This window comes from Arthrobacter sp. NicSoilC5, assembly GCF_019977395.1.
Classification (GTDB): domain Bacteria; phylum Actinomycetota; class Actinomycetes; order Actinomycetales; family Micrococcaceae; genus Arthrobacter.
This window is the reverse complement of the sequence record NZ_AP024660.1, coordinates 2,070,082-2,096,562: the sequence shown is the minus strand read 5'-3', so window position 1 is coordinate 2,096,562 and position 26,481 is coordinate 2,070,082. Positions and strand designations below refer to the sequence as shown.

Annotated in this window: 25 protein-coding genes; 13 read left to right on the top strand and 12 right to left on the bottom strand. The window is 67.8% G+C overall.

Annotated elements, in window-relative coordinates; translation table 11 throughout:
* Positions 1–196 precede the first annotated feature (196 nt).
* A complete protein-coding gene (locus LDO22_RS09850) occupies positions 197–592 on the top strand; it encodes a VOC family protein (RefSeq protein WP_224026959.1) in 396 nt (131 codons plus the stop codon).
* An 82-nt stretch (positions 593–674) separates the two neighbouring features.
* Here LDO22_RS09850 and LDO22_RS09845 read toward each other — a convergent pair whose 3' ends face one another.
* From LDO22_RS09845 to LDO22_RS09825, 5 genes are all read right to left on the bottom strand, one after another.
* On the bottom strand, positions 675–980 hold the full coding sequence (locus LDO22_RS09845; RefSeq protein WP_159630892.1) for a hypothetical protein: 306 nt from the start codon (positions 978–980) through the stop codon (positions 675–677).
* Between the two features lie 12 nt (positions 981–992).
* Entirely contained in the window at positions 993–2,123 is a 1,131-nt protein-coding gene (locus tag LDO22_RS09840; RefSeq protein ID WP_224026958.1) for a trypsin-like peptidase domain-containing protein, read from the bottom strand.
* 103 nt (positions 2,124–2,226) lie between these two features.
* Positions 2,227–2,859: a TetR/AcrR family transcriptional regulator gene (locus LDO22_RS09835; RefSeq protein ID WP_224026957.1), complete on the bottom strand. Its 633-nt coding sequence runs from the start codon at positions 2,857–2,859 to the stop codon at positions 2,227–2,229.
* Positions 2,860–2,956: 97 nt separating this feature from the next.
* Positions 2,957–4,333, bottom strand: coding sequence for a phenylacetate--CoA ligase PaaK (gene paaK / locus LDO22_RS09830; protein WP_201302390.1), 1,377 nt, complete (start codon positions 4,331–4,333; stop codon positions 2,957–2,959).
* 7 nt (positions 4,334–4,340) lie between these two features.
* Positions 4,341–4,817, bottom strand: coding sequence for a hotdog fold thioesterase (locus tag LDO22_RS09825; RefSeq protein ID WP_159630898.1), 477 nt, complete (start codon positions 4,815–4,817; stop codon positions 4,341–4,343).
* 264 nt (positions 4,818–5,081) lie between these two features.
* Here LDO22_RS09825 and pta point away from each other — a divergent pair, with 264 nt between their 5' ends.
* Complete coding sequence (pta, locus tag LDO22_RS09820; RefSeq protein WP_224026956.1) at positions 5,082–7,208, top strand: phosphate acetyltransferase; 2,127 nt, start codon at positions 5,082–5,084, stop codon at positions 7,206–7,208.
* Positions 7,209–7,286: 78 nt separating this feature from the next.
* Here the strand turns inward: pta and LDO22_RS09815 are convergent, their stop codons facing one another.
* Positions 7,287–8,618, bottom strand: a complete 1,332-nt coding sequence (locus LDO22_RS09815) for an MFS transporter (RefSeq protein ID WP_224026955.1) — start codon at positions 8,616–8,618, stop codon at positions 7,287–7,289.
* A gap of 262 nt (positions 8,619–8,880) precedes the next feature.
* Here LDO22_RS09815 and LDO22_RS09810 point away from each other — a divergent pair, with 262 nt between their 5' ends.
* The 4 genes from LDO22_RS09810 to LDO22_RS09795 all read left to right on the top strand — a co-directional run bounded on the left by LDO22_RS09810 (position 8,881) and on the right by LDO22_RS09795 (position 13,820).
* Positions 8,881–9,603 (top strand): GntR family transcriptional regulator, encoded by a 723-nt coding sequence (locus tag LDO22_RS09810; protein WP_224026954.1) that lies wholly within the window; start codon positions 8,881–8,883, stop codon positions 9,601–9,603.
* Between the two features lie 163 nt (positions 9,604–9,766).
* A complete protein-coding gene (locus LDO22_RS09805) occupies positions 9,767–11,113 on the top strand; it encodes an L-fuconate dehydratase (protein WP_224026953.1) in 1,347 nt (448 codons plus the stop codon).
* Entirely contained in the window at positions 11,110–12,594 is a 1,485-nt protein-coding gene (locus LDO22_RS09800) for an aldehyde dehydrogenase (NADP(+)) (RefSeq protein WP_224026952.1), read from the top strand. Before LDO22_RS09805 ends, LDO22_RS09800 begins: the two co-directional genes overlap by 4 nt.
* Positions 12,591–13,820, top strand: a complete 1,230-nt coding sequence (locus LDO22_RS09795) for a fumarylacetoacetate hydrolase family protein (protein WP_224026951.1) — start codon at positions 12,591–12,593, stop codon at positions 13,818–13,820. The genes LDO22_RS09800 and LDO22_RS09795 overlap by 4 nt, the downstream gene beginning before the upstream one ends.
* 62 nt (positions 13,821–13,882) lie before the next feature.
* Here LDO22_RS09795 and LDO22_RS09790 read toward each other — a convergent pair whose 3' ends face one another.
* Positions 13,883–14,173, bottom strand: a complete 291-nt coding sequence (locus LDO22_RS09790) for a hypothetical protein (protein ID WP_159630909.1) — start codon at positions 14,171–14,173, stop codon at positions 13,883–13,885.
* A 373-nt stretch (positions 14,174–14,546) separates the two neighbouring features.
* On the opposite strand from LDO22_RS09790, the gene LDO22_RS09785 reads away from it, so the two are divergent.
* The 3 genes from LDO22_RS09785 to LDO22_RS09775 are packed head-to-tail and all read left to right on the top strand — an operon-like array spanning position 14,547 to position 16,687.
* Positions 14,547–14,903 carry a VOC family protein gene (locus tag LDO22_RS09785; RefSeq protein WP_224026950.1) on the top strand — a complete coding sequence of 119 codons (357 nt, stop codon included), beginning with the start codon at positions 14,547–14,549 and terminating at the stop codon, positions 14,901–14,903.
* Positions 14,904–14,957: 54 nt separating this feature from the next.
* Positions 14,958–16,118 carry an acetate kinase gene (locus tag LDO22_RS09780; RefSeq protein WP_159630913.1) on the top strand — a complete coding sequence of 387 codons (1,161 nt, stop codon included), beginning with the start codon at positions 14,958–14,960 and terminating at the stop codon, positions 16,116–16,118.
* Positions 16,119–16,126: 8 nt separating this feature from the next.
* Positions 16,127–16,687, top strand: a complete 561-nt coding sequence (locus LDO22_RS09775) for a GNAT family protein (RefSeq protein WP_159630915.1) — start codon at positions 16,127–16,129, stop codon at positions 16,685–16,687.
* Between the two features lie 3 nt (positions 16,688–16,690).
* Here LDO22_RS09775 and LDO22_RS09770 read toward each other — a convergent pair whose 3' ends face one another.
* Both LDO22_RS09770 and LDO22_RS09765 read right to left on the bottom strand, forming a co-directional pair.
* Positions 16,691–17,887, bottom strand: coding sequence for an FAD/NAD(P)-binding oxidoreductase (locus LDO22_RS09770; protein ID WP_159630917.1), 1,197 nt, complete (start codon positions 17,885–17,887; stop codon positions 16,691–16,693).
* A 4-nt stretch (positions 17,888–17,891) separates the two neighbouring features.
* Entirely contained in the window at positions 17,892–18,098 is a 207-nt protein-coding gene (locus LDO22_RS09765) for a DUF2945 domain-containing protein (RefSeq protein ID WP_043452340.1), read from the bottom strand.
* A gap of 243 nt (positions 18,099–18,341) precedes the next feature.
* On the opposite strand from LDO22_RS09765, the gene LDO22_RS09760 reads away from it, so the two are divergent.
* The gene (locus LDO22_RS09760; RefSeq protein WP_224026949.1) at positions 18,342–18,794 is read left to right on the top strand and encodes an SRPBCC family protein; all 453 of its coding nucleotides are present in this window, start codon (positions 18,342–18,344) and stop codon (positions 18,792–18,794) included.
* A gap of 61 nt (positions 18,795–18,855) precedes the next feature.
* Here the strand turns inward: LDO22_RS09760 and LDO22_RS09755 are convergent, their stop codons facing one another.
* Entirely contained in the window at positions 18,856–21,072 is a 2,217-nt protein-coding gene (locus LDO22_RS09755; RefSeq protein WP_224026948.1) for a S9 family peptidase, read from the bottom strand.
* Between the two features lie 135 nt (positions 21,073–21,207).
* On the opposite strand from LDO22_RS09755, the gene LDO22_RS09750 reads away from it, so the two are divergent.
* The 3 genes from LDO22_RS09750 to LDO22_RS09740 all read left to right on the top strand — a co-directional run bounded on the left by LDO22_RS09750 (position 21,208) and on the right by LDO22_RS09740 (position 24,465).
* Positions 21,208–21,771 (top strand): hypothetical protein, encoded by a 564-nt coding sequence (locus tag LDO22_RS09750; protein WP_224026947.1) that lies wholly within the window; start codon positions 21,208–21,210, stop codon positions 21,769–21,771.
* 12 nt (positions 21,772–21,783) lie between these two features.
* The gene (locus tag LDO22_RS09745; RefSeq protein WP_224026946.1) at positions 21,784–23,418 is read left to right on the top strand and encodes an FAD-dependent monooxygenase; all 1,635 of its coding nucleotides are present in this window, start codon (positions 21,784–21,786) and stop codon (positions 23,416–23,418) included.
* A 624-nt stretch (positions 23,419–24,042) separates the two neighbouring features.
* Complete coding sequence (locus tag LDO22_RS09740) at positions 24,043–24,465, top strand: Hsp20 family protein (protein WP_224026945.1); 423 nt, start codon at positions 24,043–24,045, stop codon at positions 24,463–24,465.
* Between the two features lie 171 nt (positions 24,466–24,636).
* Here the strand turns inward: LDO22_RS09740 and LDO22_RS09735 are convergent, their stop codons facing one another.
* Both LDO22_RS09735 and LDO22_RS09730 read right to left on the bottom strand, forming a co-directional pair.
* On the bottom strand, positions 24,637–25,566 hold the full coding sequence (locus tag LDO22_RS09735) for an NAD(P)H-hydrate dehydratase (protein WP_224026944.1): 930 nt from the start codon (positions 25,564–25,566) through the stop codon (positions 24,637–24,639).
* Positions 25,550–26,380, bottom strand: coding sequence for a histidine phosphatase family protein (locus tag LDO22_RS09730; protein ID WP_224026943.1), 831 nt, complete (start codon positions 26,378–26,380; stop codon positions 25,550–25,552). The genes LDO22_RS09735 and LDO22_RS09730 overlap by 17 nt, the downstream gene beginning before the upstream one ends.
* Positions 26,381–26,481 lie beyond the last annotated feature (101 nt).

Sequence of the window (26,481 nt, the reverse complement as noted above, 5' to 3'; positions counted from 1 at the left end):
CACTTCCTGCCGGTTTTTCCCAAACGCCCCATCACTTCTTTGAGGAAAGTGCTGGGGCATTTGGGTTTGGTGGGCGGGAAGTGATGGGGCGTTTGGGTTTGGTGGGCGGGAAGTGATGGGGCGTTTGAGGGCGGTTCTATTTGGGCCTGCCGGGCGTAAGATTCTGCCCGTAGGAGGTGGCCCAATGACCCTGAGAATGAACACAGCCACAACCATCCTGCCGGTTGATGACCCAGCCCGCGCCCGCAGTTTCTACACGGAAAAGCTGGGACTCCCGCACCGTGGAAAAACGGAGGACGGAAGCGAATTGCTGGGCGCCGACGGCGGTCCACTGCTGCAGCTGATGCCGGTCTCGGACGGCAGGCACTCGGACCACACCGCGCTGAGCTTTGAGGTCGCGGATATCGAGGCAACCGTCCGCGACATGGAGGCACGGGGCGTCATCTTCCAGGACTACGACCTGCCTACCCTCAAGACGGAGAACCACATTTGCACCACCAACTCGGAAAAGTGCGCGTGGTTCATGGACACCGAACACAACATCCTGTGCGTCCACCAAAACCTGGGCGGCAAGCTCGAGTACGAGGTCTAGGCACGGCAGCTGCATACCTCAACGAAAGCAGCAGGGGCACCCCGGACGGGGTGCCCCTGCTGCTTCAGTGTTCGTGCCGGCGTCAGCTTTCTGCGCCGCCGTGCAGGCCGTCGTCGCTGCTGTCATCCTCGCGTCCGGTGCCGCGGCCTTCTTCGCTGCGGTCCGAGAGGTCCATGTTGCCGCGGGCCTCGTCCATGGTGGGGCCGCCTGCCGGAACGCTGTAGGTGTCGGGGCGGATGCCGTGCGACTGTTCCTCGATCAGGGCCTGCTCCTCGCTGAAGCGGATCGCGTTGGCCTCGTCGCCGGCGTCGCCGGGAATGTCCTCACGGAGCTTGGACGGGTCTGGGACGATGTATCCTGCGTCCGGTTCTTCCTTGGGGTGGCTCATGTTTCTTCCTTCCTATCGGGTGGTTGTAGTGGCAGGCCGGTCGGTGAGGTCAACCTTGATATCCAGGTTTTGGTCGCCCCGCTTGACCTTGAAGCCTACGGTGTCGCCGGGGTTACGCTTGCGCAGTTCCGCCAGGAGCTTTTCGGGCGTGGTGAGCTCAACGCCCTCCATGGACTGCAGGACGTCCCCGGGGCGGATTCCTGCCTTGCCTGCCGGGCCGTCCGTGTCCGCGGCGAGGACCACCACTCCGGATCCTCCCTGGATGCCCAGCTGGGCGGCGATCTGGGCCGTCAGTTCGCCCGGGGTGAGGCCCAGGTAGGCGTGCTTGGCGGTGCCGTTGGCCAGCAGTTCCTCCGCCACGTCTACTGCGGTGGCGGCCGGGATGGCGAAGCCAAGGGAGACCGCCCCGGCTGACGGCGGGATGTACGCCTCGCTGATGCCGATCACCTCGCCGCGCATGTTGATCACGGCACCGCCGGAGTTGCCGGGGCTGATGGGTGCGTCCGTCTGGATGAGGTCCACCAGGGAGAGGCTGTTGGATGCGGAGCCTGGAATGGAACGGTGCAGCCCGGAAATGATGCCTGCGGTGGCCGTGTTCTCGAATCCGAGCGGGGAACCCAGGACCAGTGCGCCTTCGCCTACCTTGGGCAGGGTGCTTTGGTACGTGGGTTTCGGCAGGCCGGTGCGCTTGGCCTGCACCAGGGCCAGATCCGTCACGGCGTCGCTTGCTTTGACTGTCCCTTCCACGCGCTGCCCGTCGGCAAATCCGACCTCCACGGTGGTTGCGCCCCGGACCACGTGCTCGTTGGTGAGGATCAGTCCGTCGGCGGAGTAGACCACGCCGCTGCCCAGGCCGCCCTGGGTGAAGATGGTGACCACTGATGGGGAGAGGTTTTCCACGAGCTGGGGCAGGTTGCCGGCTGCGGTTCCGGAGTCCGGGCCTGCGCCGGCGGTTGGCGCTGCCGAAGCGGAAGTCCCGGAGGCCGGGGCCGACGGCGATGGCTGGCCTGGGGAGGAGGTGCCAGGGGTTGGGGGAGCAGGCGAGCCGGTGCAGCCGCTAAGTGCCAGGGCTGCGGTCAGGAGTCCGCCCGCGAGTACTGTCCGGGGCCGGCATGAACGCCGTGGATCATTGGCCTGGCTCATTCAGGACCTCCCTGCGGACGATGGCTTTCTACCACCGTAGCCGGGGAGCCCGCCAAATACCAAGCACGCTTATTAGTTGCCCGCGGACACGTGGATGCGCGCCCTACACGTCCGCATGGAGGCCGTCGAACGCCATGGTGATGACGTCGTCCGCAAGCCGCTGCGGGGAGAGGGAGCCGCCCGGTTTGTACCACTCCACGATCGAGTTGATCATGCCGAACAGGAGACGGGTGACGGTCCGGGGATCGATGTCCTGGCGGAGCGAGCCCTCATCGCGCGCGGCGGAAATCAGTACGGCCACTTTGTGGTCGAAGGTCCGGCGGCGTTCCAGGGCGTCCCGTTCAATTTCCGTGTTGCCCCGCAGTCGCAGCAGCAGGGTGACGAATGGCAGGCGGTCCACCAGCACGGCCACCGTCTGCCGGAGCACGAATTCCAGCCGGGTGTCGGCAGCCCCTGAAGTGGCCTCCGGCTGCTCGAGGATGGCCTCAAGGCCGCCCAGGGCGTGGTCAAGGGCAAGCTTGAGGAGGTCGCCCTTGGACGGCACGTGGTGGTAGATGGCGGACTTGGAGATGCCCAGGTTGTCCGCCAGGATCCCCATCGAGGTGGCGTCGTAGCCATGGCGGTTGAAGACGTCGACGGCGATGCGCAGCACGGACTGCTGGTCGTAGCCGGGGCGGCCGCGCTTTGCTGTTCCGTTGGCTGAGCCGGGGCTGGAAGTATCGGTGGTGCTGGGCATAGTGGCTAGTTTCTCACGAACGGTCGGTCGGTCCGGGAGCCGGCGCCGGCCGGGCCGCAGCCCGGCCGGCATCGGCTGTGCCCGGCGGCATCTTCCGTTATGCCTTCGGCCGCATGTCGTAGATGCGGCGCAGTTTGCCGTTGGACCGCTCCAGCGAGCCCGGCTCCACCACGTTCACGGTGCACGAAGAACCCACGTGGATCTTGATCTGCTCCTTCAAGGTGCGTGCCGCCGTCGTGCTCTGCTCAACGGTGACCGCGTCGCGCCGTTCGATCCGGACCGTCAGCTGGTCCATCCGCTGCCCTTCCGGGCGGGTCAGTTCGAGTTGGAAGTGCGGGCTCAGCTCGGGGATGCGGAGGGCGATTTCCTCGATCTGGGACGGGAACAGGTTCACGCCGCGCAGGATGATCATGTCGTCGCTGCGGCCGGTGATGCGGCCCATCCGGCGGTGAGCCGGGCGGGCGCTGCCGGGCAGCAGGCGGGTGAGGTCCTTGGTGCGGTAGCGGATGATGGGCAGCGCTTCCTTAGTGAGCGAGGTGAAGACCAGTTCGCCGTGCTCGCCGTCGCGCAGGACGTTCTCCTTGCCCGCCACCGGGTTGAAGGCGTCGATGATTTCGGGGCGGAAGTGGTCCTCCCAGATGTGGCTGCCGTCCTGGGTTTCCACGGACTCGCCGGCGACACCCGGGCCCATGACCTCGGACAGGCCGTAGATGTCGCACGCCTTGATGTTCATCATGACCTCGAGCTCGTGCCGCATCTCCTGGGTCCACGGCTCGGCGCCGAGCACGGCGAACTTCAGGGAGGTGGAGGCGGGGTCGATGCCCATGTGCGCCATGGCGTCGGCGATGGTGAGCAGGTAGGTGGGTGTGGCCAGGATGGCGTCCGGCTTGAAGTCCTGGATCAGCTGGATCTGGCGTTCGGTCTGGCCGCCAGACATGGGGATCACGGTGCAGCCCAGGGCTTCCGCGCCGGCGTGGGCGCCCAGGCCGCCGGTGAACAGGCCATAGCCGTAGGCGTTGTGGACCTTCATGCCGGGGCGGATGCCGGAGGCGCGGAAGCTGCGGGCCACCAGCTTGGCCCAGTCGGCCAGGTCCTGCTTGGTGTAGCCGACGACGGTGGGCCGGCCGGTGGTGCCGGAGCTGGCGTGGATCCGGGCCACTTCATTCTGCGGCACCGCGAACATGCCGAACGGGTATTCCTCCCGCAGGTCGTCCTTGGTGGTGAAGGGGAAGTTGCCCAGGTCCTCGAGTTCACGCAGGTCGTTGGGGTGGATGCCGGCCTCGTCGAACTTGCGCTTGTACAGCGGGACCCGCTCATAGGCGTAGGCCACGGTGTGTTGCAGCCGGCTGAGCTGGAGGGCTTCGAGCTCGTCGCGGGAGATGGTTTCCTCGCGGTCCAGTCCAGGGTCGATGCCGGCTGCGGTGTCCTGGGTGGAAACGGCAGCGGCGGGGGTTTCGGGGGCATGCAGGGTCATGATTTTCCTACTTCTTGGGGATGGTGCGGCTGCGTCCGCGGAACTCGGCGATGAGCTCGCCCGGGGTGCTGGAACTGGGCTGGCCTTCGGCGGCCGGCGCAGCGGCGTCGGCGGCGAAGATCTGGATGTCGTACAGGCCGCTGCGGCCGGCGCTGGAGCGGCGGTCGGCCACTGCGGTGAGCACCTGGCCCCGGAAGGCGGGCTTGAGGAAGTTGATGTCGACGCCGGAAGCGACGGTGATGGTGCCTTCCTCGCCGGGTGCAGGGTGGATGGGGTTGCACGCCAGGGCGAAGGCGGTGTCGCCGAAGGCGAAGATCATTCCGCCGTGGGCCATGCCGAAGCCGTTGAGCATTTCCTGCCGGAGCGTCATCCGGATGGTGGCGTGGCCGTCGCTGAGGGCGAGGACCTCAATCCCCATCCATTCGGAGGCGTAGTCGTTTTCCAGGATGGGGTGGGTGGCCCCGGAAAGTGTAGTTTCAGCCATGCGTCATTGCCTCCAGCTTTATTTACCGAATGTTCATTAGGTAATCCCATGAGGGGGTCCGGTGTCAAGGGGAGGCGGGATAAGGCGCGACGCCGGGACACACTTTGCGCGGCCGGGGCGCCCCTTCATCGATTGCTGCGTAACTGCCGTTTTCAGCGCTCAAACGGCAGTTACGGAGCAGTCGACGCCGGGTCAGGCGCCCCGAACGCCGCGAGGTGCAAGGATGGGGGTACCGGCACCAGCAAGAACAGCAAAGGGCGGACCATGGCCAAAGGCATCTACGTCAGCGCAACCACCCCCGGCTCGGGCAAGTCCCTTGTGGCCCTTGGCCTGGCGGACACCCTGCACCGGCACGCGGACAGGATCGGCTTCTTCAAACCGGTGGTCCACGGGCCCTCGGCTGCCGATGACCCCATGGTGGCCCTGATGAAGGCCCGGTTCGCCCTGGATGACGAGCGATGCCGCGGCGGCCTGACCTACGACGAGGTCCGCACTCTCCTCGCGGAAGGAAACCGGGCGGAAATTGATGCCCGGTGCGTGGAGATTTTCGCCGACATCGCGCGCCACTGCGACGTGGTGATCGTGGAGGGCACTGACCTGGTGGGCCAGGACTCCGCCGTCGAGTTCGACCTCAACGCCCGGCTGGCGAACAACTTGGCCACGCCCGTTGTGGCCGTGGTGGGCGCCAAGGGGCGGACCGTCCCTGAGACCGCTGCCGCCGTCGAAGTTGCCCGCAAGGAACTGGCCGCCGAACGGTGTGCGCTGCTGGCCATCATGGTGAACAGGGCCAGCGCCAGCGACCTGGACGCCATCGCGGCTGCCCTGAAACCCGGCGCTTCCGGCCGCCCGGTGTACATCCTGCCGGAGCTGGAGGAGATCGCCCGCCCCACCACCGGGGAAGTGGCTGCGGCGCTGGGCGTCCGCCAGATCGCGGGAACGCCGGACATGGAGCGGGACGTCAAGGACATCAAGGTTGCCGCGATGAACGTGGGCAACTTCCTGAACGTGCTGGACGAGGGTGCCCTGGTGATCGTGCCGGGGGACCGGGCGGACGTGATGGTGGCGTGCCTGGCCTCGTCCTTCTCGCCCGAATTTCCGGTGGCGTCGGCGCTTATCCTCACCGGTGGCCTGGCCCCGGACGCCAACATCTACCCGCTCCTGGCACAGGCGCCGTTCCCTGTCTTTGCCGCGGACGAGGACACCTACCAGACGGCCCGCCGGGTGTCAGAGGTGCGCAGCGAAATCTGGTCGGGGCACCGGCGCAAGGTGGCCTCCGCGCTGGGCCTCTGGTCCCGCCGGGTGGACGAGGCCGAGCTGGTGGAGCGGCTGCATTTGCCGCGGGCGGAACGGATGACGCCGCTGCGGTTCCTGCATGACCTGATCGAGCGGGCCCGGGCCCAGCGCCGCCACGTGGTGCTCCCGGAGGGGACGGACGTAAGGATCCTGCGGGCTGCCGAGATCCTGCACCGCCGCGACGTCTGCGACCTGACGCTCCTGGGCCCGGAGTCCGACGTCCGGGAGCTGGCAGCCGCCAACGGCATCGACCTGTCCGGCATCACTGTCATCGACCCCGCCACCTCCGACCTGCGGCTGAAGTTCGCCGAGAAGTACGCGGAGCTGAGGGCGCACAAGGGCGTGGACCTGCCCAAGGCGCTGGAGATCATGCAGGACGTCAGCTACTTCGGCACCATGATGGTCCAGCTGGGCGTGGTGGACGGGATGGTGTCCGGTGCCGCCCACACCACGGCGCACACCATCCGGCCGGCCCTGGAGTTCGTGAAGACGCGCGAGGGCGTGAAGATCGTGTCCTCGGTGTTCCTGATGCTGATGCCGGACCGGGTGCTGGTTTACGGCGACTGCGCCGTCAATCCGGACCCGAACGTGGAGCAGCTGGCGGACATCGCCCTGGCCTCGGCGGAGACCGCCGCCCAATTTGGGGTGGAACCGCGGGTGGCCATGCTGTCCTACTCCACCGGCGGCTCCGGCGCGGGCGAGGCCGTGGACGAGGTGCGGCAGGCCACCGAACTGGTGCGCGAGCGCCGCCCGGACCTCGCCGTGGAAGGGCCCATCCAGTACGACGCCGCCGTGGACGCCTCCATCGCCGCGTCCAAGATGCCGGGTTCCTCCGTGGCCGGCCAAGCCACGGTGTTCATCTTCCCGGACCTGAACACCGGCAACAACACGTACAAGGCCGTGCAGCAGAGCTCCGGGGCCGTGGCGGTGGGGCCGGTCCTGCAGGGGCTGAGGAAACCGGTCAACGACCTCTCCCGCGGCTGCACAGTTGAGGACATCGTGAACACGGTGGCCATCACGGCCATCCAGGCCCAGTCCCCAGCGCAAACACAGGCCCCAGCGCAGGCGAAAGCCACGGCGGAGGCACCGGCCTCATAGGAGACCAGGCAAATAGGACGACGCCGGCACCTTGGCGGGTGCCGGCGTCGTCCATTTAGTGGGCTGGGAAGTGGATCCCTAGGCGGCTGCCTTGACCTTCAGCGGCTCGATCTTGCCGATGACGAACAGGTAGTTGGCCGCGCCGATAAGGGAGATTGCGCCAATCACGGCCAGCGGTGCCACGAAGGATCCGGTCTGGTCCACCAGCACGCCGATCAGGATGGGCGTGAAGATGCCGGCCAGGTTCGAAGCGAAGTTCTGGAGGCCGCCGATCGAGCCGACGTGGCGGGAGCTGGGGGCGACGTCGGCCGGCAGCGACCAGATGCCGGTCGCGGCCACCGTGAGGCTGGAGTAGGCGACGGACAGCAGGGCCAGGGCCATCCAGGCTTCCGGAACCAAGGCGGCGAACATGATGACCGAGCCGCCGGCCAGGCCTCCGGCGATGGCTGTCTTGCGGACCTTGCTGACCGGTGATCCTGCACGGACGGCACGGTCGGCCAGGTATCCGCCGAGCCAGCCGAACAGGACCGCGCAGATGCCGGGGATGGCGCCGAAGAAGCCGAGCTTGAGGAGGTCGAAGCCGCGTTCCTTGACCAGGTAGCTGGGGAAGAACGTGATGAAGAAGTAGATGGCGCTGTTCAGGCAGAAGAAGCCGAACATCATGCTGAGGATGGTGCGGTACTTGAAGAGCGAACGCCAGGGCAGCTTGGCTGCGCTTTCGTCATCACTGGCCGCGCCGCGGGCGCCGCCTTCCTGGATGTAGCTGATCTCTGCCGCGTTCGCGCCGGTGTGCTCCTCCGGGCTGCGGTAGTACTTCCACCAGACGGCGGCCCAGATAATTCCAAGGATGCCGATGATGATGAAGACCGCGTGCCAGGAGGTGAAGGCGACAATCAGGGTAACGATGGGCAGTGCGATGACGGCCCCGACCCGTGATCCGGAGTCCCAGATGCTGGTGGCGAAGGCGCGTTCCCGGACGGGGAACCAGGTGGCCACCACCTTGGCGGCGGTGCTGGGTGCGGGGCTTTCGCCGATGCCCAGGAGGAACCGTGCGGCGAACAGGGACCAGAAGCTGGAGGCTGCCGCCGTCACCATGGTGAAGACGGACCACCACAGTGCGGCCAGGGAGAAGGAGCGGCGGGGGCCCACCTTGTCCACGTACCAGCCGGCGGCGAGCTGGAAGAAGTCGTAGGCCCAGAAGAAGGCAGCGAAGATCAGCCCCTGCTGGGTGGCGCTGAGCTCGAAGTCCTTGCCCATGAAGGGCAGGGCGACGCTGAGGCTGGACCGGTCGAGGTAGTTGATGCTGAGGCCGATGAAGGCAAGCCAGATGATGACCCAGCGCTTGCGGGTCATGAGGCGGGGCTGCCGGGATGGATTGGTAATGGAGGTCTTACTTCCGAGCGTAGTCATGCGGTCTCCTTCGACTTATACATGGCTTCGGGTGCGGGGCGCACGGGCGGGAGGGGGAGACGCGGAAGATCTCAGCGCCAAAATCGTATAGGAATCGGGTTAATCATATAGAAAGTGTGACCGGGATCAAGTGCCCTTCCAAAAAAGCCCTTCCATGAAGCCTGTGGCGGGGTGTGGCTTATGATTCCCCCAAGCGACTCCCGGCCCAAAAGGCCATGTCCACGCTCCGCAGCAAGTCCAAACCAGTGCAAGAGGTAACCGCGTGCCCCCACGTCAACCGTCCGAAACCTCCCGCGGCAAGGCCGCCGTGCCCGACGTCTATTCGGCGATGCGTGCCTCAATCCTGGAAGGCGAGATAGCGCCCGGCACCCGGATCAACATTGACGCCGTCGCCCGCAGCCTGGGGGTGTCCCAGACTCCCGTCCGCGAGGTGCTGCAGCGGCTCGAAGGCGACAACCTGGTGGTCTACAACCCCGGCCGGGGATACAGCACCACCCCGCTGCTGGACCTGCCGGAACTCCGCTCGCTGTTTGAATTCCGGCTCCTGGTGGAACCGTGGGCGGCCCGCGCGGCCGCTGTTGACCGCCTCGCCAATCCGGCCGGCGCCCTGGAGAAGGAACTGGGCAGCTTCCGGAGCGCCATGAAGCGGAGCAAGGACCTCCGGCAGGACCTGGTGGCCCATGACACCCGTTTCCACGACACCATCCTTGCCGCCTCCGGAAACCCCGTGGTCCGGCATGCCTTTGCCCAGACCCACTGCCACCTGCACACCTTCCGGCTGTACCCGGCGGATGTGGACGGGGCCATTACGGTGGCTGAGCATACGGCGGTGAGGGAGGCTATCGAGGCGTGCGATCCGGAGGGGGCGGAGGCGGCCATGACGACGCATATCCGCAATTCCTTTGACCGCTTTGCGCAGGCCTTTGAGGTTGAGCTCGCCCCGCTGGAGGACAGTGGACCGCCGCGCACGCACATCATCACCTAGCTCTCGACGAACAGCCCCGGCCCTGAACGGCCGGGGCTGCTGCGTTTGCGGGGCGGGCCGGCGGTCATGGGTTGACGTGGATCACGTCTCCTATATGATTCTAGAAATTCGTATAGGAATCGAATCTTTCCCTTCTCCAGTTCCGCTCCGAAAGTTGAGATCCATGCCTTCCATCACGTCCATCAACACCCAGGACGTCCGCTTCCCCACGTCCCTTGAGCTCGACGGTTCAGACGCGGTCAACGTAGACCCTGATTACTCGGCCGCCTATGTGGTGATCCGCACCGATGCGGGCGACGAGGGCCACGGCTTCGTTTTCAGCTGCGGCCGCGGCAACGAAATCCTGACTGCAGCCATCGACGCCTACGCCCGCCTGCTGGTGGGCCGCGAGATCGACGAGCTCATCGGTGACCTGGGGGCGGCCTCCAGGCTCCTCATCCATGACTCCCAGCTCCGTTGGCTGGGCCCGGAAAAGGGCGTGACGCAGATGGCCTGCGGCGCCCTGGTCAGCGCCCTGTGGGACATCCGTGCCCGCCGGGAAAACAAGCCCCTCTGGCTCCTCCTCAGTGAGATGACACCCGAGGAACTGGTCAGCGTGGTGGACTTTACCCATATCCGTGATGCCCTCAGCCCGGAGGAGGCACTGGAGATCCTCCGTGCCGGCCAGGACGGCAAGGAACAGCGCATCGCCGAACTCAAGGCCGACGGCTTCCCCGCCTACACCACCTCTCCGGGGTGGCTGGGCTACAGCGACGAGAAACTGGTCCGGCTCAGCAAGGAGGCCGCAGCCGACGGGTTCTCCATGATCAAGCTCAAGGTGGGCGGGGACATCAATGACGACCGCCGGCGCATGGCCTTGGCCCGCGAAGCCGTAGGCGGCCTGCCCATTGCTATTGATGCCAACCAGCGGTGGGAGGTGTCCGAAGCGGTCGAGTGGGTCAATCAGCTGGCAGAATTCAGCCCCTACTGGATCGAGGAACCCACCAGCACCGACGACGTCCTGGGCCACGCCGAGATCCGCAGGGGCGTTGCACCGGTCCGGGTGGCCACCGGGGAAGCAGTGCAGAGCCGCATCGTCTTCAAGCAGCTGCTCCAGGCCGGCGCCATCGACGTGCTCCAGCTCGACTCAACCCGCGTGGCCGGCGTCAACGAGAACATCGCCATCCTGCTGCTGGCCGCCAAATTCGGGGTGCCCGTCTGCCCGCACGCCGGCGGCGTGGGCCTGTGCGAGCTGGTCCAGCACTTCTCCTTCTTCGACTACGCCGTGGTGGGCCGCAGCCAGGAAAACCGCATGATCGAATTCGTGGACCACCTGCACGAGCACTTCGCGGAACCCGTCAGGATCGTCGACGGCCGCTATGCCGCACCGGAACTGCCCGGCACCGGCGCGGAGATGCTCAGTGCCTCCCGCACCCGCTGGGAATTCCCCAACGGCGCCGGATGGCAGGAAGTGGGCGACCGCGCCGCCGTCACCGGAGCAGCCCTGGCCCCTGCCGGAGCGGTCCAATGAGCGCAGGAGTGAACGCCGCCGTCGAGGCCGCAGCATCCGCCTTTGAAAAGGGCCGGACCGTGGACCCCAACACCCGCGCGGGTTGGCTCGAAGCCATCGCCGCCGGGCTGGAGCAGGATGCTTCCGGGCTGGTGGAAACGGCCGTCCGGGAGACCCATTTGGGCACCCCGCGGCTGGAGGGCGAGCTCAAGCGCACCGTTTTCCAGCTGCGGCTGTTAGCGGACGAGATCCGCCGCGGCGAGCACTTCGATGCCACCATCGACCACGACGACCCGGCCTGGGGCATGGGGCCGCGGCCGGACCTCCGGCGGTACAACGTGCCCCTCGGCGTGGTGGGGGTATTTGGTGCCTCCAATTTCCCCTTCGCGTTCAGCGTGATGGGCGGGGACAGTGCCTCGGCCCTGGCGGCGGGCTGCTCCGTGGTGCACAAGGCCCATGACGCCCACCGCGAACTTGCGGCCCGTACCGCCCAGGTGGTGACCGAGGCCCTGGAGAAGGCCGGGGCGCCGCATGGCCTCTTCTCGATGGTGACCGGCCGGCAGGCGGGGGAGGCCCTTGTTGACCATCCCCTGGTCAAAGCCATCGGGTTCACCGGCTCCACCGCCGGCGGCCGTGCGCTGCTCAACCGGATTGCGGCACGCCCCGAACCCATCCCGTTCTTCGGCGAACTGGGCGGGATCAATGCCGTCTTCGTGGCGCCCGGCGCGTGGTCAGCCCGGCGGGCGGAGACCATCAAGGGCTATGCCGGTTCCTTCACCCTGGGCATGGGCCAGTTCTGCACCAAGCCCGGGCTGCTGTTCGTCCCCGCCGGGGACACGGAGGCGCTCCGCAACCAGCTGGGGGAGGCGCTGGCAGGATTCAGTCCCGCCCGGCTCCTCAGCGACCGCCTGCACGCCGGCTACACCGACGCCGTCACCACGCTCCGGGACAGCGGGGGAGTGGAAGTCCTGCTGGAAGGGGACTTTGCGGAGCACCCCGCGCCCACGCTCCTGCGCACCACGGCGGAGGAGGTCCGAAAGAACCCCGGCCTGCTGCGGCAGGAAATGTTCGGCCCCGCCAGCTTGGTGGTGGAGTACCAGGACCAGGCGGAGCTGCCGGAGCTGGCGGCGCTGCTCGAAGGGCAGCTGACCACCACGCTGCAGGCAGAAGAGGACGACGACGTCTCCGAACTCGCTGCCCGGCTGGCGGACCTCAGCGGGAGGGTCCTCTGGAACGGCTGGCCCACCGGTGTGACGGTCAGTTACGCCCAGCACCACGGCGGCCCCTACCCGGCCACCACCTCGAACACCACCTCCGTGGGGACGGCGGCCATCCGCCGCTTCCTCCGCCCGGTGGCGTACCAGTCGTTCCCCGCAACGCGGCTGCCCGAACCCCTGCAGGACAGCAATCCGTGGCAGGTCCCGCAAAGGGTCGACGGCGTCTGGCGGCACCCTGCGCCGGACGCCTCCCGTGACGGGGCCGGGACGGGGGTGTACCAGTGAGTCCGACACCGGCGGCAGTCCGTTCCGTGCTACCCGAGGACGCCGACGCCGCGCTGCTCATCGGCCGGGTCTGGGATGGTGAAACGGGCGGTCCGCGCGTGGTGGCCGTCAGCGGAGGGACCGTCTTCGACCTGCACCGCCTGGCCACCACGGTCTCCGGCCTGCTCGAACTGCCGGACCCCGCCGCCGCCGTCCGCGCGGCCCTGCAGGACCCAAACCTGGCCGACCCCCGCTGGGCGACGGCCGACGTCGTCAATGCCTCCCTGGCCGGGGACGGCAGGACGGTGGACGCCACAGAAACCAGGCTCCTGGCACCCATCGACCTCCAGGTCATCAAGGCCTGCGGCGTCACGTTCGTGGACAGCATGATCGAACGGGTCATCGAGGAACGCTGCGCGGGCGACGCCGCACGTGCTGCTGAAGTGCGTGAGCTGGTGGGCCGGGCCCTGGGCGGAAGCCTGGCCGACCTGCGGCCCGGATCGGCGGAGGCGGCCGAAGCCAAGCGGGTCCTCATTGCCGAAGGGCTGTGGTCGCAGTACCTGGAGGTGGGGATCGGTCCGGACCCGGAGGTCTTCACCAAGGCGCCGGTCCTGTCATCAGTGGGACTGGGGGCGGAGATCGGCATCCCGTCGTTTTCGTCCTGGAACAACCCGGAGCCGGAGCTGGTGCTCATTGCCACGTCCGGCGGGCGCGTGGTGGGCGCGACGCTGGGTAACGACGTGAACCTGCGCGATGTGGAAGGCAGGAGCGCCCTGCTGCTGGGCAAGGCAAAGGACAACAACGCCTCCAGCGCCCTGGGGCCGTTCATCCGGCTGTTCGACCGGAATTTCACCCTGGACACGCTGCGCGATGAGGAGATCCTGCTCCGCGTGGACGGCCCGGAGGGGTACCTGCTGGAGGGGCGGAACAGTGTGTCCCGGATCAGCAGGCCCTTCGAGGAACTCGTGGCCGCCACCTACGGGAAGCACCACCAGTATCCGGACGGCTTCGCGCTGTTCACGGGGACCCTCTTTGCGCCCACGCAGGACCGGGACGAACCGGGCCAGGGCTTCACCCACAAGCACGGCGACACCGTCACCATCCGCAGCCGCCACCTCGGTGCCCTGGTCAACCGGGTGGGCCCGTGCGAGGAACTCCCGGCCTGGACGTTTGGCCTCCGCCAGCTTTTCGACTACCTGGCGAAGCAGGGCCAGGAGCTAGGGCAGGGCGCAGGCCTGGCCCGTTAGTGGCAAAGGACGACGCCGGCACCCTGGTGGGTGCCGGCGTCGTCCTTTTGCGTGTGGTGCTGTCAGCTGTTGTCCGGCTTGGCCACGCTGTCCGGGTCTTCCTGCTTGGCCGGCTCGTCGGAGAGGCCCTGCGGCGTGAGGTCCAGTCCTTCCCGGTCTTCGGGAGCCTCCGGTGCTTCCCCGGTTTCGGCAGCCTTGAGGTTGCCCGTGTCGTCCAGTGCCGGGTTGGCGCCCTCCACCCCGGTGGGATCGCTCTTGCTTCCGGAATCGGGTTGGGCGTCGAGCGGGGCGGTGCTGCTGGATCCCGTGTTGGTGGGGTCGTTCTCGTCGATCGAATTGGGCTCGTTCGTCATGGAATTGTCCTCTCGGCGTGGTCCAGCCTTGTTTGCCGACTCTATGCACAGGCTGCGCCACTCCGCAAGGAACCCCGCGGTCACGAAAACGGTGCGCCCCGTTCGCTGAGCGCACCCTTCTCGAGTTTCCGTTCGCAGCCGTTTCCGATCGGCTGCATCTATAGTAAGCATGCTGATGATATTTTTGGCAAGCCTTCCGAAACCCTGCGACGAAAGCGTTATCAGCGCCGCAGGTCGGGACCAAAAGCACGCCAGCTAAGTGCTGTCCTCGGCAAATTCCAAGGCTTCCCTGATCTTCCCGTCCGACATGGTGAAGACGAGGATTTCACGCTGGTCCAGGGACGTTCGGCGAAGTAGCGCTAGCATCGCAGTCATGCCTGGTACAGCCATCTCCACAGCGTTCATCCCCGTCCGGAACCCCGAATCAGCGGCCGGTTGGTACAGCCGCACGCTGGGCCTCACTATCGCAGAGGCCAACACCTTTTCCGCCGTGCTGAACGGGGAAGGAAAGGCATCGGTGACCCTGATGGGCCCGGACAGCGGCATCAAGGCCGAGCCCGGCCTGGCGTGGGCAACCTGCAACTTCCTGGTCGATGACCTGGAGGGAACGCGCGCAAGGCTTGCGGAAGACGGTGTCCCGGTGGGTCCCGTTGGGGGTTCCCCGGACGTCTGCCGCTTCTTCACCGCGGAGGACCCGGACGGCAACACGCTGCTGCTGACTGACCGTTAGCCGCGCCACATATAGTGGGGTTGAACTGCAGACGCCAGGCTGAGGAGGCCCCGCATGCTCGTGCTCGTCATCAACTCCGGTTCGTCGTCGTTGAAGTACCAGGTCCGGGACGTGGCCGCCGGGACGGTGCTCACCGAGGGACTGATCGAGAAGATCGGCATGGGCAACGGCGGCGGCGGGGACGGCGAGATTGAGGGCCCGCGGGACCATGCGGAGGCGCTGGAACAGGTGGACGCCGCCATCCACCGCGAACTGGGCGGCCTCGAGCTGGCGGCGGTGGGCCACCGCGTGGTCCACGGCGGCGAGCGGTTTGCTGAACCCGTCCTGGTGGACAACGAGATCACCCGCGCCATCGAGCGGCTCAACCCGCTGGCGCCGCTGCACAATCCGGCCAACGTGCTGGGCATCAGGGCCATCACCAAGAAATGGCCCAAGATGCCGCAGGTGGCTGTGTTCGACACCGCCTTCCACCGCACCCTGCCCGAGCACGCCTGGCGCTACGCCGTCCCGGACGAGCTCTACACCAACCACGGCATCCGCCGGTACGGCTTCCACGGCACCTCGCACGAGTACGTCGCGCGCCGGTCGGCGGTGCTGCTGGACCTTCCCATCGAGGAGTTCGACGGCGTCATCGCCCACCTGGGCAACGGCGCCTCGGTGACGGCCATCCGCGGCGGACGCTCTGTGGACACCTCCATGGGCTTCACTCCGCTCGAGGGCCTGGTGATGGGCACCCGCTCCGGCGACCTGGACCCCTCCATCCTGGTGTTCCTGGGCCGGGCCGGGTGGTCGCCGGAGGACATCGACACCATGCTGAACCGGGAATCGGGGCTGAAGGGCCTGGCCGGCAATAATGACATGCGCTCCGTGGTGGAGGCCTCCGAGTCCGGCGATGAGAAGGCCAGGATGGCACTCGCGGTGGCGTCCTACCGGCTGGCCAAGTACATCGGCGGCTACCACGTTGCCGTCGGCGGCGCCAAGGCACTGGTATTCACCGCCGGGATCGGCGAGAACTCGCAGCAGTTCCGGGCACACGTGGCGGACCGGCTGGGCGCCTTGGGAATCGAGCTCGACGCCGGCCTGAACGCCCGCCGGTCCAAGGAACCGCGCGTCATTTCCACGCCGTCCTCCGCGATCCCCGTCCTGGTGGTTCCCACTGACGAGGAGCGTGCCATCGCGGAGGCGACTGCCGCCGTCGTAGGTTCCGGCAGCTAGCCGCCACCATGCCGGAGATCCACCTGCCCATCCGCACCGGGCGCCTTGTCCTGCGCCGGTTCGATGGCGGCGACCTGGACGCCTTCCACGCCTACCACTCGCTGCCGGAGACCGCCCGGTTCCTCCCCGGCCCCGCCAAGACGTTCACCCAATCCATGGAGCGGGTGGGCCGGTACGCCAACTTTGTCTTCGAAAAGGAAGGCGACTGGGTTGCGCTAGCCATCGAGGCAGCTGACGCGCCGGGCCTGCTGGGCGAGGTGGTGCTCAAATGGCTCCCGGGCCGGGGGCAGGCCGAAGTGGGATGGACGCTGGCGCCCGCGGCCCGCGGCAGGGGCTACGGCACCGAGGCGGCCAATGCGCTGCTGCGGCTGGGCTTCGAGGAACTGGGCCTGCACCGGATCGAGGCCCGGCTCGACGAGCTCAACGGCGCGTCCGCGTCGCTGTGCGACCGGCTGGGCATGCGGCTGGAGGCGCGGCACATCGACAAATGGCACTACAAGGGACAGTGGGCCACCGAACTGGTCTACGCCATCCTTGCCGATGAGTGGCGGATCGGTTCACGCAGCTAGCCCCTACGCCCGGCCCTTGAGGATCAGGTTCCAGTAGATCTTGGGGAACAGGTCCCGGTCCACCACCCAGGACAGCTTGCTTTCGTTCCAGGTGGGTACCCGCGGGATGGTGGGCATGGGCCGGTAGCGGTCATCGAATTCGGCGAACACCACGGTGTCCCGTGACACGGTGAACGGGCACACCGAGTAGCCGTTGTACCTGGCACGCAGCGGTTTGCCCTTGCGGGCCGCCACCAGGTTCTTCGCCAGCACCTTGGTCTGCTTGCGCAGCGCCCCGCCGGACTTGGAATTGGTGGTACCCGCGGCGTCGCCCAGGGACCATACGTTGGGGTACCGGAGATGCCGCAGCGTCTGCCGGTCCACCTCCACGAAGCCGCCCGCGTCCCCGGGAGCCGGCAGGTCCGTGGCCTTGAGCCAGTCCGGGGCCGACTGCGGCGGGACGGCGTTGAGGACGTCGTACGTCAGGTCCTCCGTGGTGTGCGCGGCGTGGTCCCGGATGGTGGCGCGCCGGCCGGCCGGGCTTACCGCCACCAGCTCACTGTTGGTCCGCAGCTCGATCCCGTACTCGGCGATCTTGCGGTCCAGTTCCCGGTCCACCTCCGGTACCCCGAACACGGTGGGGTAGGGCTGCACCATCACCACCCTGATCTTGTCCAGGACCCCCTGTTCCCGCCAGTAGTCGCAGGCCAGGTACATGGGTTTCTGGGCGGCGCCGCCGCATTTGATGGGCCCCGCCGGCATGGTGAAGACAGCTGTCCCGGAGGTCATGGCGCTGAGCAGCGTCCAAGCCTTGGGAGCAAGGTCGAACTCGTAATGGGATGCGCCGTGCGGCGAATGCACGGCCTCGGCCAGCCCCGGCACCGCGTCCCAGTCATACTGCAGTCCCGGGCACACCACCAGTTGCCCGTAAGCCACCCGGGCCCCTGATTCCAGGCTGACGGTGTTGGCCATCGCGTCCACCCCGACGGCGGCATCCCGGATCCAGGTGACGCCCTGGGGGATGACGGATTGCTGCGGCCGGATGGCCTCCTGGGCCTGCGCCCGGCCGCCGGCAATGTGCGAGAAGAGTGGCTGGTAGAGGTGGTGGTCCCGGGGTTCGATCACGGCCACGTCCTTGACGCCGTAGCGCTGCAGCCGCGCCGCCAGGGAGATGCCGGCATTGCCGCCGCCGATGATCACTACCTCGTGCTGGGCAGCCACGGGACTACTTCTTCTCGGTCAGCGCAGATGCCTTGTGCGCTGCCCGGGCGCCCGTCTTGTCCGATTCGACCACGTACTGCGGCTCATCCTCGCTGGCGCGGTGCGTGTTGCCGTCGAGCTCGAAGTCGCTGGTTTTCTTTTCGACAATCCTGCCGTGCGTCTTGCCCTGTGAAGTGTTCCACTCCACATGCGTTCCCTTGCTCAGCGACATCTGCACTCCTTGGCTGGGTGATGCGGTGGGTCTGTGCCGCTCTGCGGCCCGGCTGCCGCCCCGGCGGGCGTCCCCGGAGCCAATCGTAAGCATGATTACGTTGTTTTGGCAGCTACGTGTCCGAACCCCGGGCCCGGCCGCCTGCACCACGGGATGGCGGCATTGACACCGGCCGCGTCCAGGGCCATGCTGTCCCTGCCGGCCACGCCCGGCCGGCATCAGGTGCCCTCAAAGGAGAATGCTGTGCCTGTTGTAGAAGAAAGGGTCGTCATTGCCCGGCCACCGCAGGAGGTCTTCGATTTCCTGTCGAACTTCGACAATGTCGCTGTCTACGATTCCTCGGTGACCTCGTCGGAACGGGTCGGCGAAGGGCCCGTGGGAGTGGGCACCCACGGCCGGGGAACCAGCAAAGTCATGGGACGGCACTTCGACTGGACCGTTGAGGTCAAGGAGTTTGATCCGCCCCGGCGCATGGTGTCCAAATCGGTGGAAGGGAAGCTGGACTTCACGGTGACGTTCACCCTGGAGCCTGCCGACGGCGGGACGCGCGTCACCCAGCGGATCGATGCCGCGTCCGGCCTCGGGGGCATCTTCGGCAAGCTGGCCGACCCGCTGGTGGAGAGGGCCCAGGGCCGGACTGTCCGGGCCAACCTCGAAACCCTGGCGGAATGGATGGCCGAACACCCGCAGCCCTGATCACCCGGCAGCGGCCAGCGTTCGACGGCGGCCGGAAGCCTCCGCCTGGCTCAGCCCGGGCCTACCTGGGGCCGGCCCCGGGAATCAGCTCGGTGGCACCCAGGGCATCGGCGATGAACGCGTAGTCCCAGGCCCGCTCACGCCACTGCACATAGCGGCCGGACGCGCCGCCGTGGCCGCCATCCATCTCGATCTTCATGACAACCGGCTGGGACCCCGTGGTCTTGTTCCGCAGCTCCTGCACCCATTTGGCCGGCTCGACGTAAAGGACGCGGGTGTCGTTGAAGGACGTCACGGCGGCGATCCTGGGATAGGCCACCTCCCGCACGTTCTCGTAGGGCGAGTAGGACTTCATGTAGGCGTAGGCCTGCGGATCCGTGATGGGGTTGCCCCATTCCTCCCACTCCAGCGCGGACAGCGGCAGGTCGGGATCCAGGATGCTGGTGAGCGGATCCACGAACGGCACCTGCGCCACGATCGCCGCATACTTCTCCGGCGCCATGTTGGCGATGGCGCCCATCAGCAGGCCGCCGGCCGAGCCGCCCAGCGCCGCGATCCGTGCAGGGTCCACCCAGCCGGAGTTTGCCAGCCAGTCGGTGGCGTCCACGAAGTCGGTGAAGGTGTTCTTCTTGGTGAGCTTCTTGCCGTCCTCGTACCAGTGCCGGCCCAGTTCCCCGCCGCCGCGGATGTGGGCGATCACGAACACCACGCCGCGGTCCAGCAGCGACAGCCGTGCGATGCCGAAGCCTGGATCCATGCTCATCTCGTAGGAGCCGTACCCGTACACCAGGCCCGCCGCCGTCGAATCCTGCTTGACGGACTTGTGCCGCAGCACCGACAGCGGGATCCGCGTGCCGTCGCCGGCAGTGGCCCACTCCCGGGTGGCCACGTAGTCGCTGCCGTCGTAACCACCCAGCACCGGGCTTTCCTTGCGCAGCAGCAGCTCGCCGGCCGGCTGCTCCGGCGTGGGAAGCACGAAGTCGTAGATGCGCGACGGCGTGAAGTAGGACGTGTAGCCCAGCCGGATCACGGGGGCTTCGTAGTCCGAGCCGCCGACGCCCGCAGTGTAGAGCTCCTCGTCGAAGGCCGGTTCCACCGGTGCCTGCTGGGCGGGGGTGCCCAGGCCGGGCAGCCCCATCACCTGGACGCGTTCGATGGTGTCCTTGCGGATAGACACGATCAGGTGCGTGGCGGTGACGCCCGCGCCGTTGACGCGGACGTCATCGGAATGCCCGATGACGGTCTGCCAGGTCTGTTCGGCCAGCGGCTTTTCCAGCTCGGCGGGGTCAGCCAGGGAGACCATGGAGTTGATGGCGCCGCGGTTGTGCGTGAGCAGGATCTTTTCCTGCCCGTCGAGCAGGAAGGGCTCGGCCTCGTACAGGACGCGTTCGTTGCGCGAAATGACAGTGGTGACGGCGGCAGTGGGATCGTCGAAACGCAGCAGCCGGGTTTCGCTGTACTCCGAGCAGCCGATGCCCAGCACCAGGTAGCGGCGGTCCGCGGACAGCTCGAAGCCCAGCCACATGGCGGCGTCGTCCTCCTGGTACACCACCACGTCGTCGGACACCGGGGTGCCCAGGACGTGCGCCTTCACCTGGTAGGGGCGCCAGGACTCGTCCACCACGGTGTAGAACAGGCGGGTGCCGTCCGGGGAGAAGGCAACCCCGTAGAAGATGTTCTCGATGACATCCGGCAGCAGTTCGCCGGTGCGGAGGTCCTTGATCCGTAAGGTGAACCGCTCATCGCCGGAGTTGTCCACCGCGTAGGCGTACAGGTTGCCGTCAATGGTGACGGCGGTACCGCCCACGGAGAAGAACGGCTTGCCCTCGGCCTCCACGTTGCCATCGAGGAGGATCTCTTCGCCGGGAATCCCTACCCCTGCCTCCACTGCCGGCGGAGTCCAGTCGGCCACTTTGCCTCCGGTGTCCTGCGCCTTCACCCGGCAGTGGATGCCGTACTCCTTGCCCTCCGCGGAACGGCTGAAGTACCACCAGCCGTCCTTGCGGTGCGGGACGGACAGGTCGGTTTCCTGGGTGCGGCCCTTGATCTCCTGGAAGATGGCCTCGCGGAGCGGTTCCTGGTGCGCCGTGACGGCTTCCTGGTAGGCGTTTTCGGCCCGGAGATGCTCCACTACCTCCGGCGACTCCTTGTCCCGCAGCCACTCGTAGTTGTCCACGAACGTCTCCCCGTGGTGGGTGCGCTCGGTGGGGATCTTCTTGGCAACCGGGGGCGCCGGGATCGCAGTACCGGTGGAATCCTGCAGGGAAGTGGAGGTCATGGATTCAATATATAGACCCCCTCCGGCAACCCCGCAGGGCGTTCGCTACCGGGGGAGCCGAAAGGGGCGAAAGACTCTGGGTGCCTGCCCCGCGGCCCGGCAGGCTGGAAGGGCGTTGCGAGGACAGGAGGCACCATGACCGTGGAATCCGGACCCGCTCCCCGGGCCCAGGCATGGCTGGCGGTGGCCCGCTGCGTGGCGGCGTCCTGTGCCATGCTGGTCCGCCGGCAGGTCCATCTTCCGAAACACAATGTTGGCAGGATGCTGCGGTTCGCCGACGGAAGCACCGCGCGGGTCTACCGGGAGACCGCCGTCGACCGCCGGCCCGCCGAGCCCTGCGTCCTGGTGGTGGCCTTCACCCTCCGGCTGGTCCGCGGCAGGGCGCACCGCCTGTTCGAGGCGGAGAGCCTGCTGAACACCCCGCTCTTTGTGGGGTTCCCGGGGTTTGTCTCCAAGCTTTGGTGCGCCCACGACACCTTCGGCGCCTACCGCGGGCTGTATGAATGGGACGGTCCCGAACGCGCCCGCAAGTACGCCGCAGCCCTGTGGCGCGTCCTGGAACTGGTCAGCGTCCCCGGGTCCATCAGCTACAAGGTGCTTCCCGGACTGCGCCGCGACGAGGTGCTCGCCAATCCCGCCGCGATGCCGGCCGCTGCCCAGGCGGACCACGCCTGGTGGCGGCTCCTCAACCCCAACTAACATCCGCCGCCCATGCCACCCGGTCAAGGTACGACGGCGGACAGCGACGTCCTGGTGGTGGGCGCTGGTCCCGCCGGACTCACCACTGCCCTCCAGGCCCACGCCCACGGCGCAACAGTGCGGGTGGTGGACCGGCGCGCGAACAGGGCGCGTCCGTCCCGCGCCATGATGCTGCACGCCAGGGCGCTCGAGGGCCTGCGCCCGCTGGGGGTGACCGATGAGCTGCTCAACCGCGCCGACACCACTCCCGAGGCACGCATCCACCTGGGCCGGCACGTTGTCGAAGCCCGGCTGGGCCACGCGGACCTCCCGGACACGGCCTTCCCACACCTCACCCTGGTCCGGCAGGCCGACGTCGAGGACGTCCTCTGCCTGGCGCTTCAGGCCCGGGGGATCCACGTGGACTGGGGCGTGGAGTTCCACGGGTTCGAGCGGGAGCCAGCCCTGGCGTCCACGCAAAGCCTGGTGCGCGCGGAGCTGCATCCCGCCGGCGGCCTGGGGCGCAACCTGGCGGAGCACCACGTGTCCCGGTTCCTGGCCGGCTGCGACGGGCAGTCCAGCACTGTCCGGGGCCTGACCGGTGCGCAGTGGCGCGGGGGCCCGTACGGAGTGGAAGCGGTCATGGCCGACCTTGAACTTGATGGCTCCCTCGACGAGGGGTTGCTGCACGTGGCCGTCGGCGCCGCCGGGCTGGTCTTCCTGTTCGCGCTGGGCGAGGGTGCCACCTGGCGAATGCTGGCAACCCGTCCGGCAGCCCCGGCGCCGGGAGCCCGGTTCGGCCAGCTGGGTCCGCCCGTTTCCGCAGAGGAGGTGGCCCGGCTGGTGGGGGAATCGGGACTGGGTGGATCCGGCCTGGGTGCTGCGGTCAGCGAGGTGCGCTGGTCGGCGCAGATTCCGCTGCAGCACCGGATTGCCAGCACCTTCGGCGCCAGTCCTGTCTTCCTGGCCGGTGATTCCGCGCACGCCCACTCACCCGCCGGCGGCCAGGGCATGAACAACGGCATCCTGGATGCCCTCAACCTCGGCTGGAAGCTGGGCTTCGCCTCGTCCGCGGGTACGCCGCTTCCGGAACTGCTGGACAGCTACGGGCAGGAGCGGCGGCTGGCGGCCCGGCGCGTACTGGCGCTGACGCACGTGATCTTCTTCGGCGAAGCCTCGCCGCATCCGGTGGCCCGGCTGGTCCGGAGCGCCCTGCCCGTCTTCGCGCCGGTGCTGCCGCTGCTGCTGCGCCAGCGGTGGCTCACTTCCAAGGGCATCAGGTTGCTGGCCCAGCCGTTCGTGAACTACCGCGGCAGTGCGATATCACGAGACCGTATGCCCGGGGCCGGCGGATGGCCGAGGCCTGGGGAGCGGCTGCCGGACGGGCCCGCTTCCGTGGGCGGACGGGTGGCCCGTCTTCACGACCTGACCGCAGTGCCGGGCATCCACCTGTTGTTCGAGCGCGACGCCGCGCCGGGCACACTGGGTGCCGGGCCCGCTTTCCCTGCGGGTCCCGGTTCGCCACTGGTCCACGTCCACCGGCTCACCAGCCACCCCGGGCGGGGCGTGGTGGCGGTCCGCCCGGACGGGTACGTCGGCTACCGCTGCGGTGAGGCCGACCCTGGCGAGCTTGGGTCGTGGCTGCGGCTGGTGGGTGCCGCGGACTGAAGGCTGCACACGGTGGCAACCACCCGCCGTCGTGATGCTCCATCACTTATGGCTCCCAAAACCGGTGTTTAGGAACCCACAACTGATGGAGCAACCCGGGGGAGGGGGAGGGTGGTTTGCGGGGGGATGGCAAGCGTAGTCTGGTCAGTTCAAGGCAGGTCCGCCCAATGCGTGATTTGCCAGTATGATCCGCCCAGTGTGAGAGGGGAAGTTCCATGACCATCCCGCCAGTGCACGAACCAGAGCCGTTTCCGCCCGAACCTGGCCCGGAGCCCACGTCCCCGGACCCCACCCAGCCGCGCCCGCCCGGCCCGCCGTCCCCGAACCCGTTCCCCGCACCACCGTCACCGGGGCCGCTGCCCGTCCCGGACCCGGGCCCCGCTCCGCTCCGTCCGGACCCCACCAGGGACTGACCGCAAACCTTGGAAGGGGGCTTCCGCCGGCTGCGTATGCGCAGGTGGAAGGCCCCTTTTCCGTGCCTGGGCAAGGGCCGGAAAACCACCGGAATCCGCTGCCGCAAACTCTTGCAGACTTACTCCTCCAGTGTTAAAAAATCTATATCAGCCACTACAGATCGGCTGATACGGAAACTGTGTTGGACCATCTCTTACGAGGAGGGAAGCCATGTTGATGCGAACCGATCCGTTCCGCGAGCTGGACAGGCTGGCCCAGCAGGTCCTCGGCACGGCTGCACGCCCGGCGGCGATGCCGATGGATGCATGGCGCGAGGACCAGGAATTCGTCGTGGCCTTCGATTTGCCCGGTGTTTCGGTGGACTCGGTGGACCTGGATGTTGAACGGAATGTCCTGACGGTGCGGGCCGAACGCCCGGACCCGGCGGGCAAGGACATCGAGCTGGTCGCCTCTGAACGGCCGCGCGGCGTCTTCAGCCGCCAGCTGATCCTTGGCGACACCCTGGACACCGAACATGTCAAGGCCAGCTACGACGCAGGTGTCCTGACGCTGCGCATCCCGGTCGCCGAAAAGGCCAAGCCGCGCAGGATCGAGATCGAAACGAAGGGGGCAAAGCAGGAAATCGCCGCTTAGTTCCACACAGGACCGGGAGGCGGGCACATCTGTTGACTGCCTTTTTGGGGCGAATCGCCATTCTGTGCACGCCACAGCGCCAGACAGCGCACCGGCAGCGTAGGCCTTAACCTCCCGCCACGGTGGCCCCCGGCTTCGGCCGGGGGCCATCCACGCGTCCGGGGACTTGCGTCAGACGCTGAGCTCCAGCATCAGGGCGGGCAGTTCATCGGCGAGTTCGCGGGCCAGGAATCCCAGCGGCCCCAGCCTGCTGGCCAGCCGGTCCGCTGCCGCCGCGTGCAGGTGGGTACCCCAGCAGGCCGCCTGGGCGCCGGTGGTTCCGCGGGCCCGGAGCCCGGCAATCGCCCCTGCCAGGACGTCGCCGCTGCCGGAGGTCCCCAGGCCGCCGTAGCCTGTGGTGATCTTCCAGAGTTCGGGTTCGTCCGGGTCCGGGCCGGGCGGCCGGGCGATCAGTCCCTGGCAGCTGACCACGGCGCCGTACCGGGCGGAGATCTCGGCGAGGTCCTTTTCGAGGTCCGCCACGTCCCGTCCCAGCAGGATGCTGGCTTCGGTGGGGTTCGGGGTGAGGATCAGCCGGCCGCGCCAGGGGTCCAGCTGATCCTCGAGCTGCACCAGGGCGCCCAGTGCGTAGGCATCGAGGACGACGGCGGGCCGTTCCGTGCCGTCCGGATCGGAGGCTCCGTCACGGCCTGCCTCGCGTTCCAGCAGCGCCTCGAGCAGTTCGCCGGCGAGGTCGGGGTCGTCCAGCCCGGGCCCGACCAGCAGGGTGTCCGCCCGGTCCAGGTAGGTTTCTATCGGCGCCAGCTCCGGCTTGACGGATCCCCCCGGAGTTTCCGGCAGGCCAATGGCGCCGCACTCCGGGAAGGCGATCCCCAACTGCACGGCCACCGATTCCGCCACCGCCAGTGTGAGCTTCCCGGCCCCGGCGCGCAGGGCCGAAACTCCGGCCAGCAGCGCAGCACCGGGAGTGGCCCGGGCGCCGCCCACCACCAGCACGGACCCGCGAGAGTACTTGTCCGCGCCCGGCGCCGGCAGCGGCCATTCGCGCAGGAGTGACGGCGCTACCAGTGTGGCACCGGAGGAGTTACCGCGGCCGGACACTGGTGTCTCCGGCGTGCTCGGTGACAGTGACGCCCTGCTCTGCCAGGTGGTCGGCCACGTTGAAGCTTTCCAACGTCCACGGGCCCACCCCTGAGGGCCGGACGAACCGGGTGATCGAGGCGTTAAGGATGGCTTCCGTGGCGGCGAGGTCCAGCAGTTCCTTTTCGCTGAGTCCTTCGAGGACATACCGGAACAGCATGATCACGGCGTCGTGGCACACCAGCATCACCCGGTGGCCGGTGCCCAGGTTGTTCAGTTCCGCCAGCACCGACCGCAGCCGCAGCGCTACGTCGGCCCAGGATTCCCCTCCCGGCGGCCGGTAGTACAGCTTGCCCAGCCATTCCCGGCGCTCGGATTCCTCGGGGTAGCGGTTCTCGACGCCCAGCCGGGTGAGCCGGTCCAGGATGCCGAGCTCGCGGTCGCGGAGCCGCTCGTCGATGCGCACCTCCAACGGCCAGCCGGCGGTTTTCACCGCAATCTCGGCCGTCTGCCGGGCACGCGCATAGGGGGAGGAAACCACTGCGTCCGGGCGGAACTCCCCGGCAATCCGTCCCAGCGCGGTGCCCAGCGCCTCGGCCTGGTCCCTTCCCGTTCCGGACAGGTCCACGTCCGCGTCCCGGGCGGGAACCTGGATGACCTCCACGCCGGCCTCGCGCGCCTCGGTGGCCGCAACGTTGCCTTCGCTCTCGCCATGCCGGATCAGCAGCAGCTCCACCGCCCCGGCCTCCTGGACCGCCTCCGTCAGGCCGTCGTCGTTCGAAGATCCACCGTTCACAAAACCACCCCATCCTCGCCGTGCAAAACCGTGCCTCATGCCGTGCCGAATTCAGGAACACTACCAACGGCGTACCCGGGGGCGGCGGAAAATAACGGACGACGGCGGCAGGGCACCGTGGGTGCGCGCGCCGCCGTCGC

Bases quoted from the DNA above. Each gene is read 5' to 3' on its own strand.
- LDO22_RS09850 (WP_224026959.1), top strand. From the start codon at position 197: ATGAACACAGCCACAACCATCCTGCCGGTTGATGACCCAGCCCGCGCC.
- LDO22_RS09845 (WP_159630892.1), bottom strand. From the start codon at position 980: ATGAGCCACCCCAAGGAAGAACCGGACGCAGGATACATCGTCCCAGAC.
- LDO22_RS09840 (WP_224026958.1), bottom strand. From the start codon at position 2,123: ATGAGCCAGGCCAATGATCCACGGCGTTCATGCCGGCCCCGGACAGTA.
- LDO22_RS09835 (WP_224026957.1), bottom strand. From the start codon at position 2,859: ATGCCCAGCACCACCGATACTTCCAGCCCCGGCTCAGCCAACGGAACA.
- paaK (WP_201302390.1), bottom strand. From the start codon at position 4,333: ATGACCCTGCATGCCCCCGAAACCCCCGCCGCTGCCGTTTCCACCCAG.
- LDO22_RS09825 (WP_159630898.1), bottom strand. From the start codon at position 4,817: ATGGCTGAAACTACACTTTCCGGGGCCACCCACCCCATCCTGGAAAAC.
- pta (WP_224026956.1), top strand. From the start codon at position 5,082: ATGGCCAAAGGCATCTACGTCAGCGCAACCACCCCCGGCTCGGGCAAG.
- LDO22_RS09815 (WP_224026955.1), bottom strand. From the start codon at position 8,618: ATGACTACGCTCGGAAGTAAGACCTCCATTACCAATCCATCCCGGCAG.
- LDO22_RS09805 (WP_224026953.1), top strand. From the start codon at position 9,767: ATGCCTTCCATCACGTCCATCAACACCCAGGACGTCCGCTTCCCCACG.
- LDO22_RS09800 (WP_224026952.1), top strand. From the start codon at position 11,110: ATGAGCGCAGGAGTGAACGCCGCCGTCGAGGCCGCAGCATCCGCCTTT.
- LDO22_RS09790 (WP_159630909.1), bottom strand. From the start codon at position 14,173: ATGACGAACGAGCCCAATTCGATCGACGAGAACGACCCCACCAACACG.
- LDO22_RS09785 (WP_224026950.1), top strand. From the start codon at position 14,547: ATGCCTGGTACAGCCATCTCCACAGCGTTCATCCCCGTCCGGAACCCC.
- LDO22_RS09780 (WP_159630913.1), top strand. From the start codon at position 14,958: ATGCTCGTGCTCGTCATCAACTCCGGTTCGTCGTCGTTGAAGTACCAG.
- LDO22_RS09775 (WP_159630915.1), top strand. From the start codon at position 16,127: ATGCCGGAGATCCACCTGCCCATCCGCACCGGGCGCCTTGTCCTGCGC.
- LDO22_RS09765 (WP_043452340.1), bottom strand. From the start codon at position 18,098: ATGTCGCTGAGCAAGGGAACGCATGTGGAGTGGAACACTTCACAGGGC.
- LDO22_RS09755 (WP_224026948.1), bottom strand. From the start codon at position 21,072: ATGACCTCCACTTCCCTGCAGGATTCCACCGGTACTGCGATCCCGGCG.
- LDO22_RS09750 (WP_224026947.1), top strand. From the start codon at position 21,208: ATGACCGTGGAATCCGGACCCGCTCCCCGGGCCCAGGCATGGCTGGCG.
- LDO22_RS09745 (WP_224026946.1), top strand. From the start codon at position 21,784: ATGCCACCCGGTCAAGGTACGACGGCGGACAGCGACGTCCTGGTGGTG.
- LDO22_RS09740 (WP_224026945.1), top strand. From the start codon at position 24,043: ATGTTGATGCGAACCGATCCGTTCCGCGAGCTGGACAGGCTGGCCCAG.
- LDO22_RS09730 (WP_224026943.1), bottom strand. From the start codon at position 26,380: ATGAGGCACGGTTTTGCACGGCGAGGATGGGGTGGTTTTGTGAACGGT.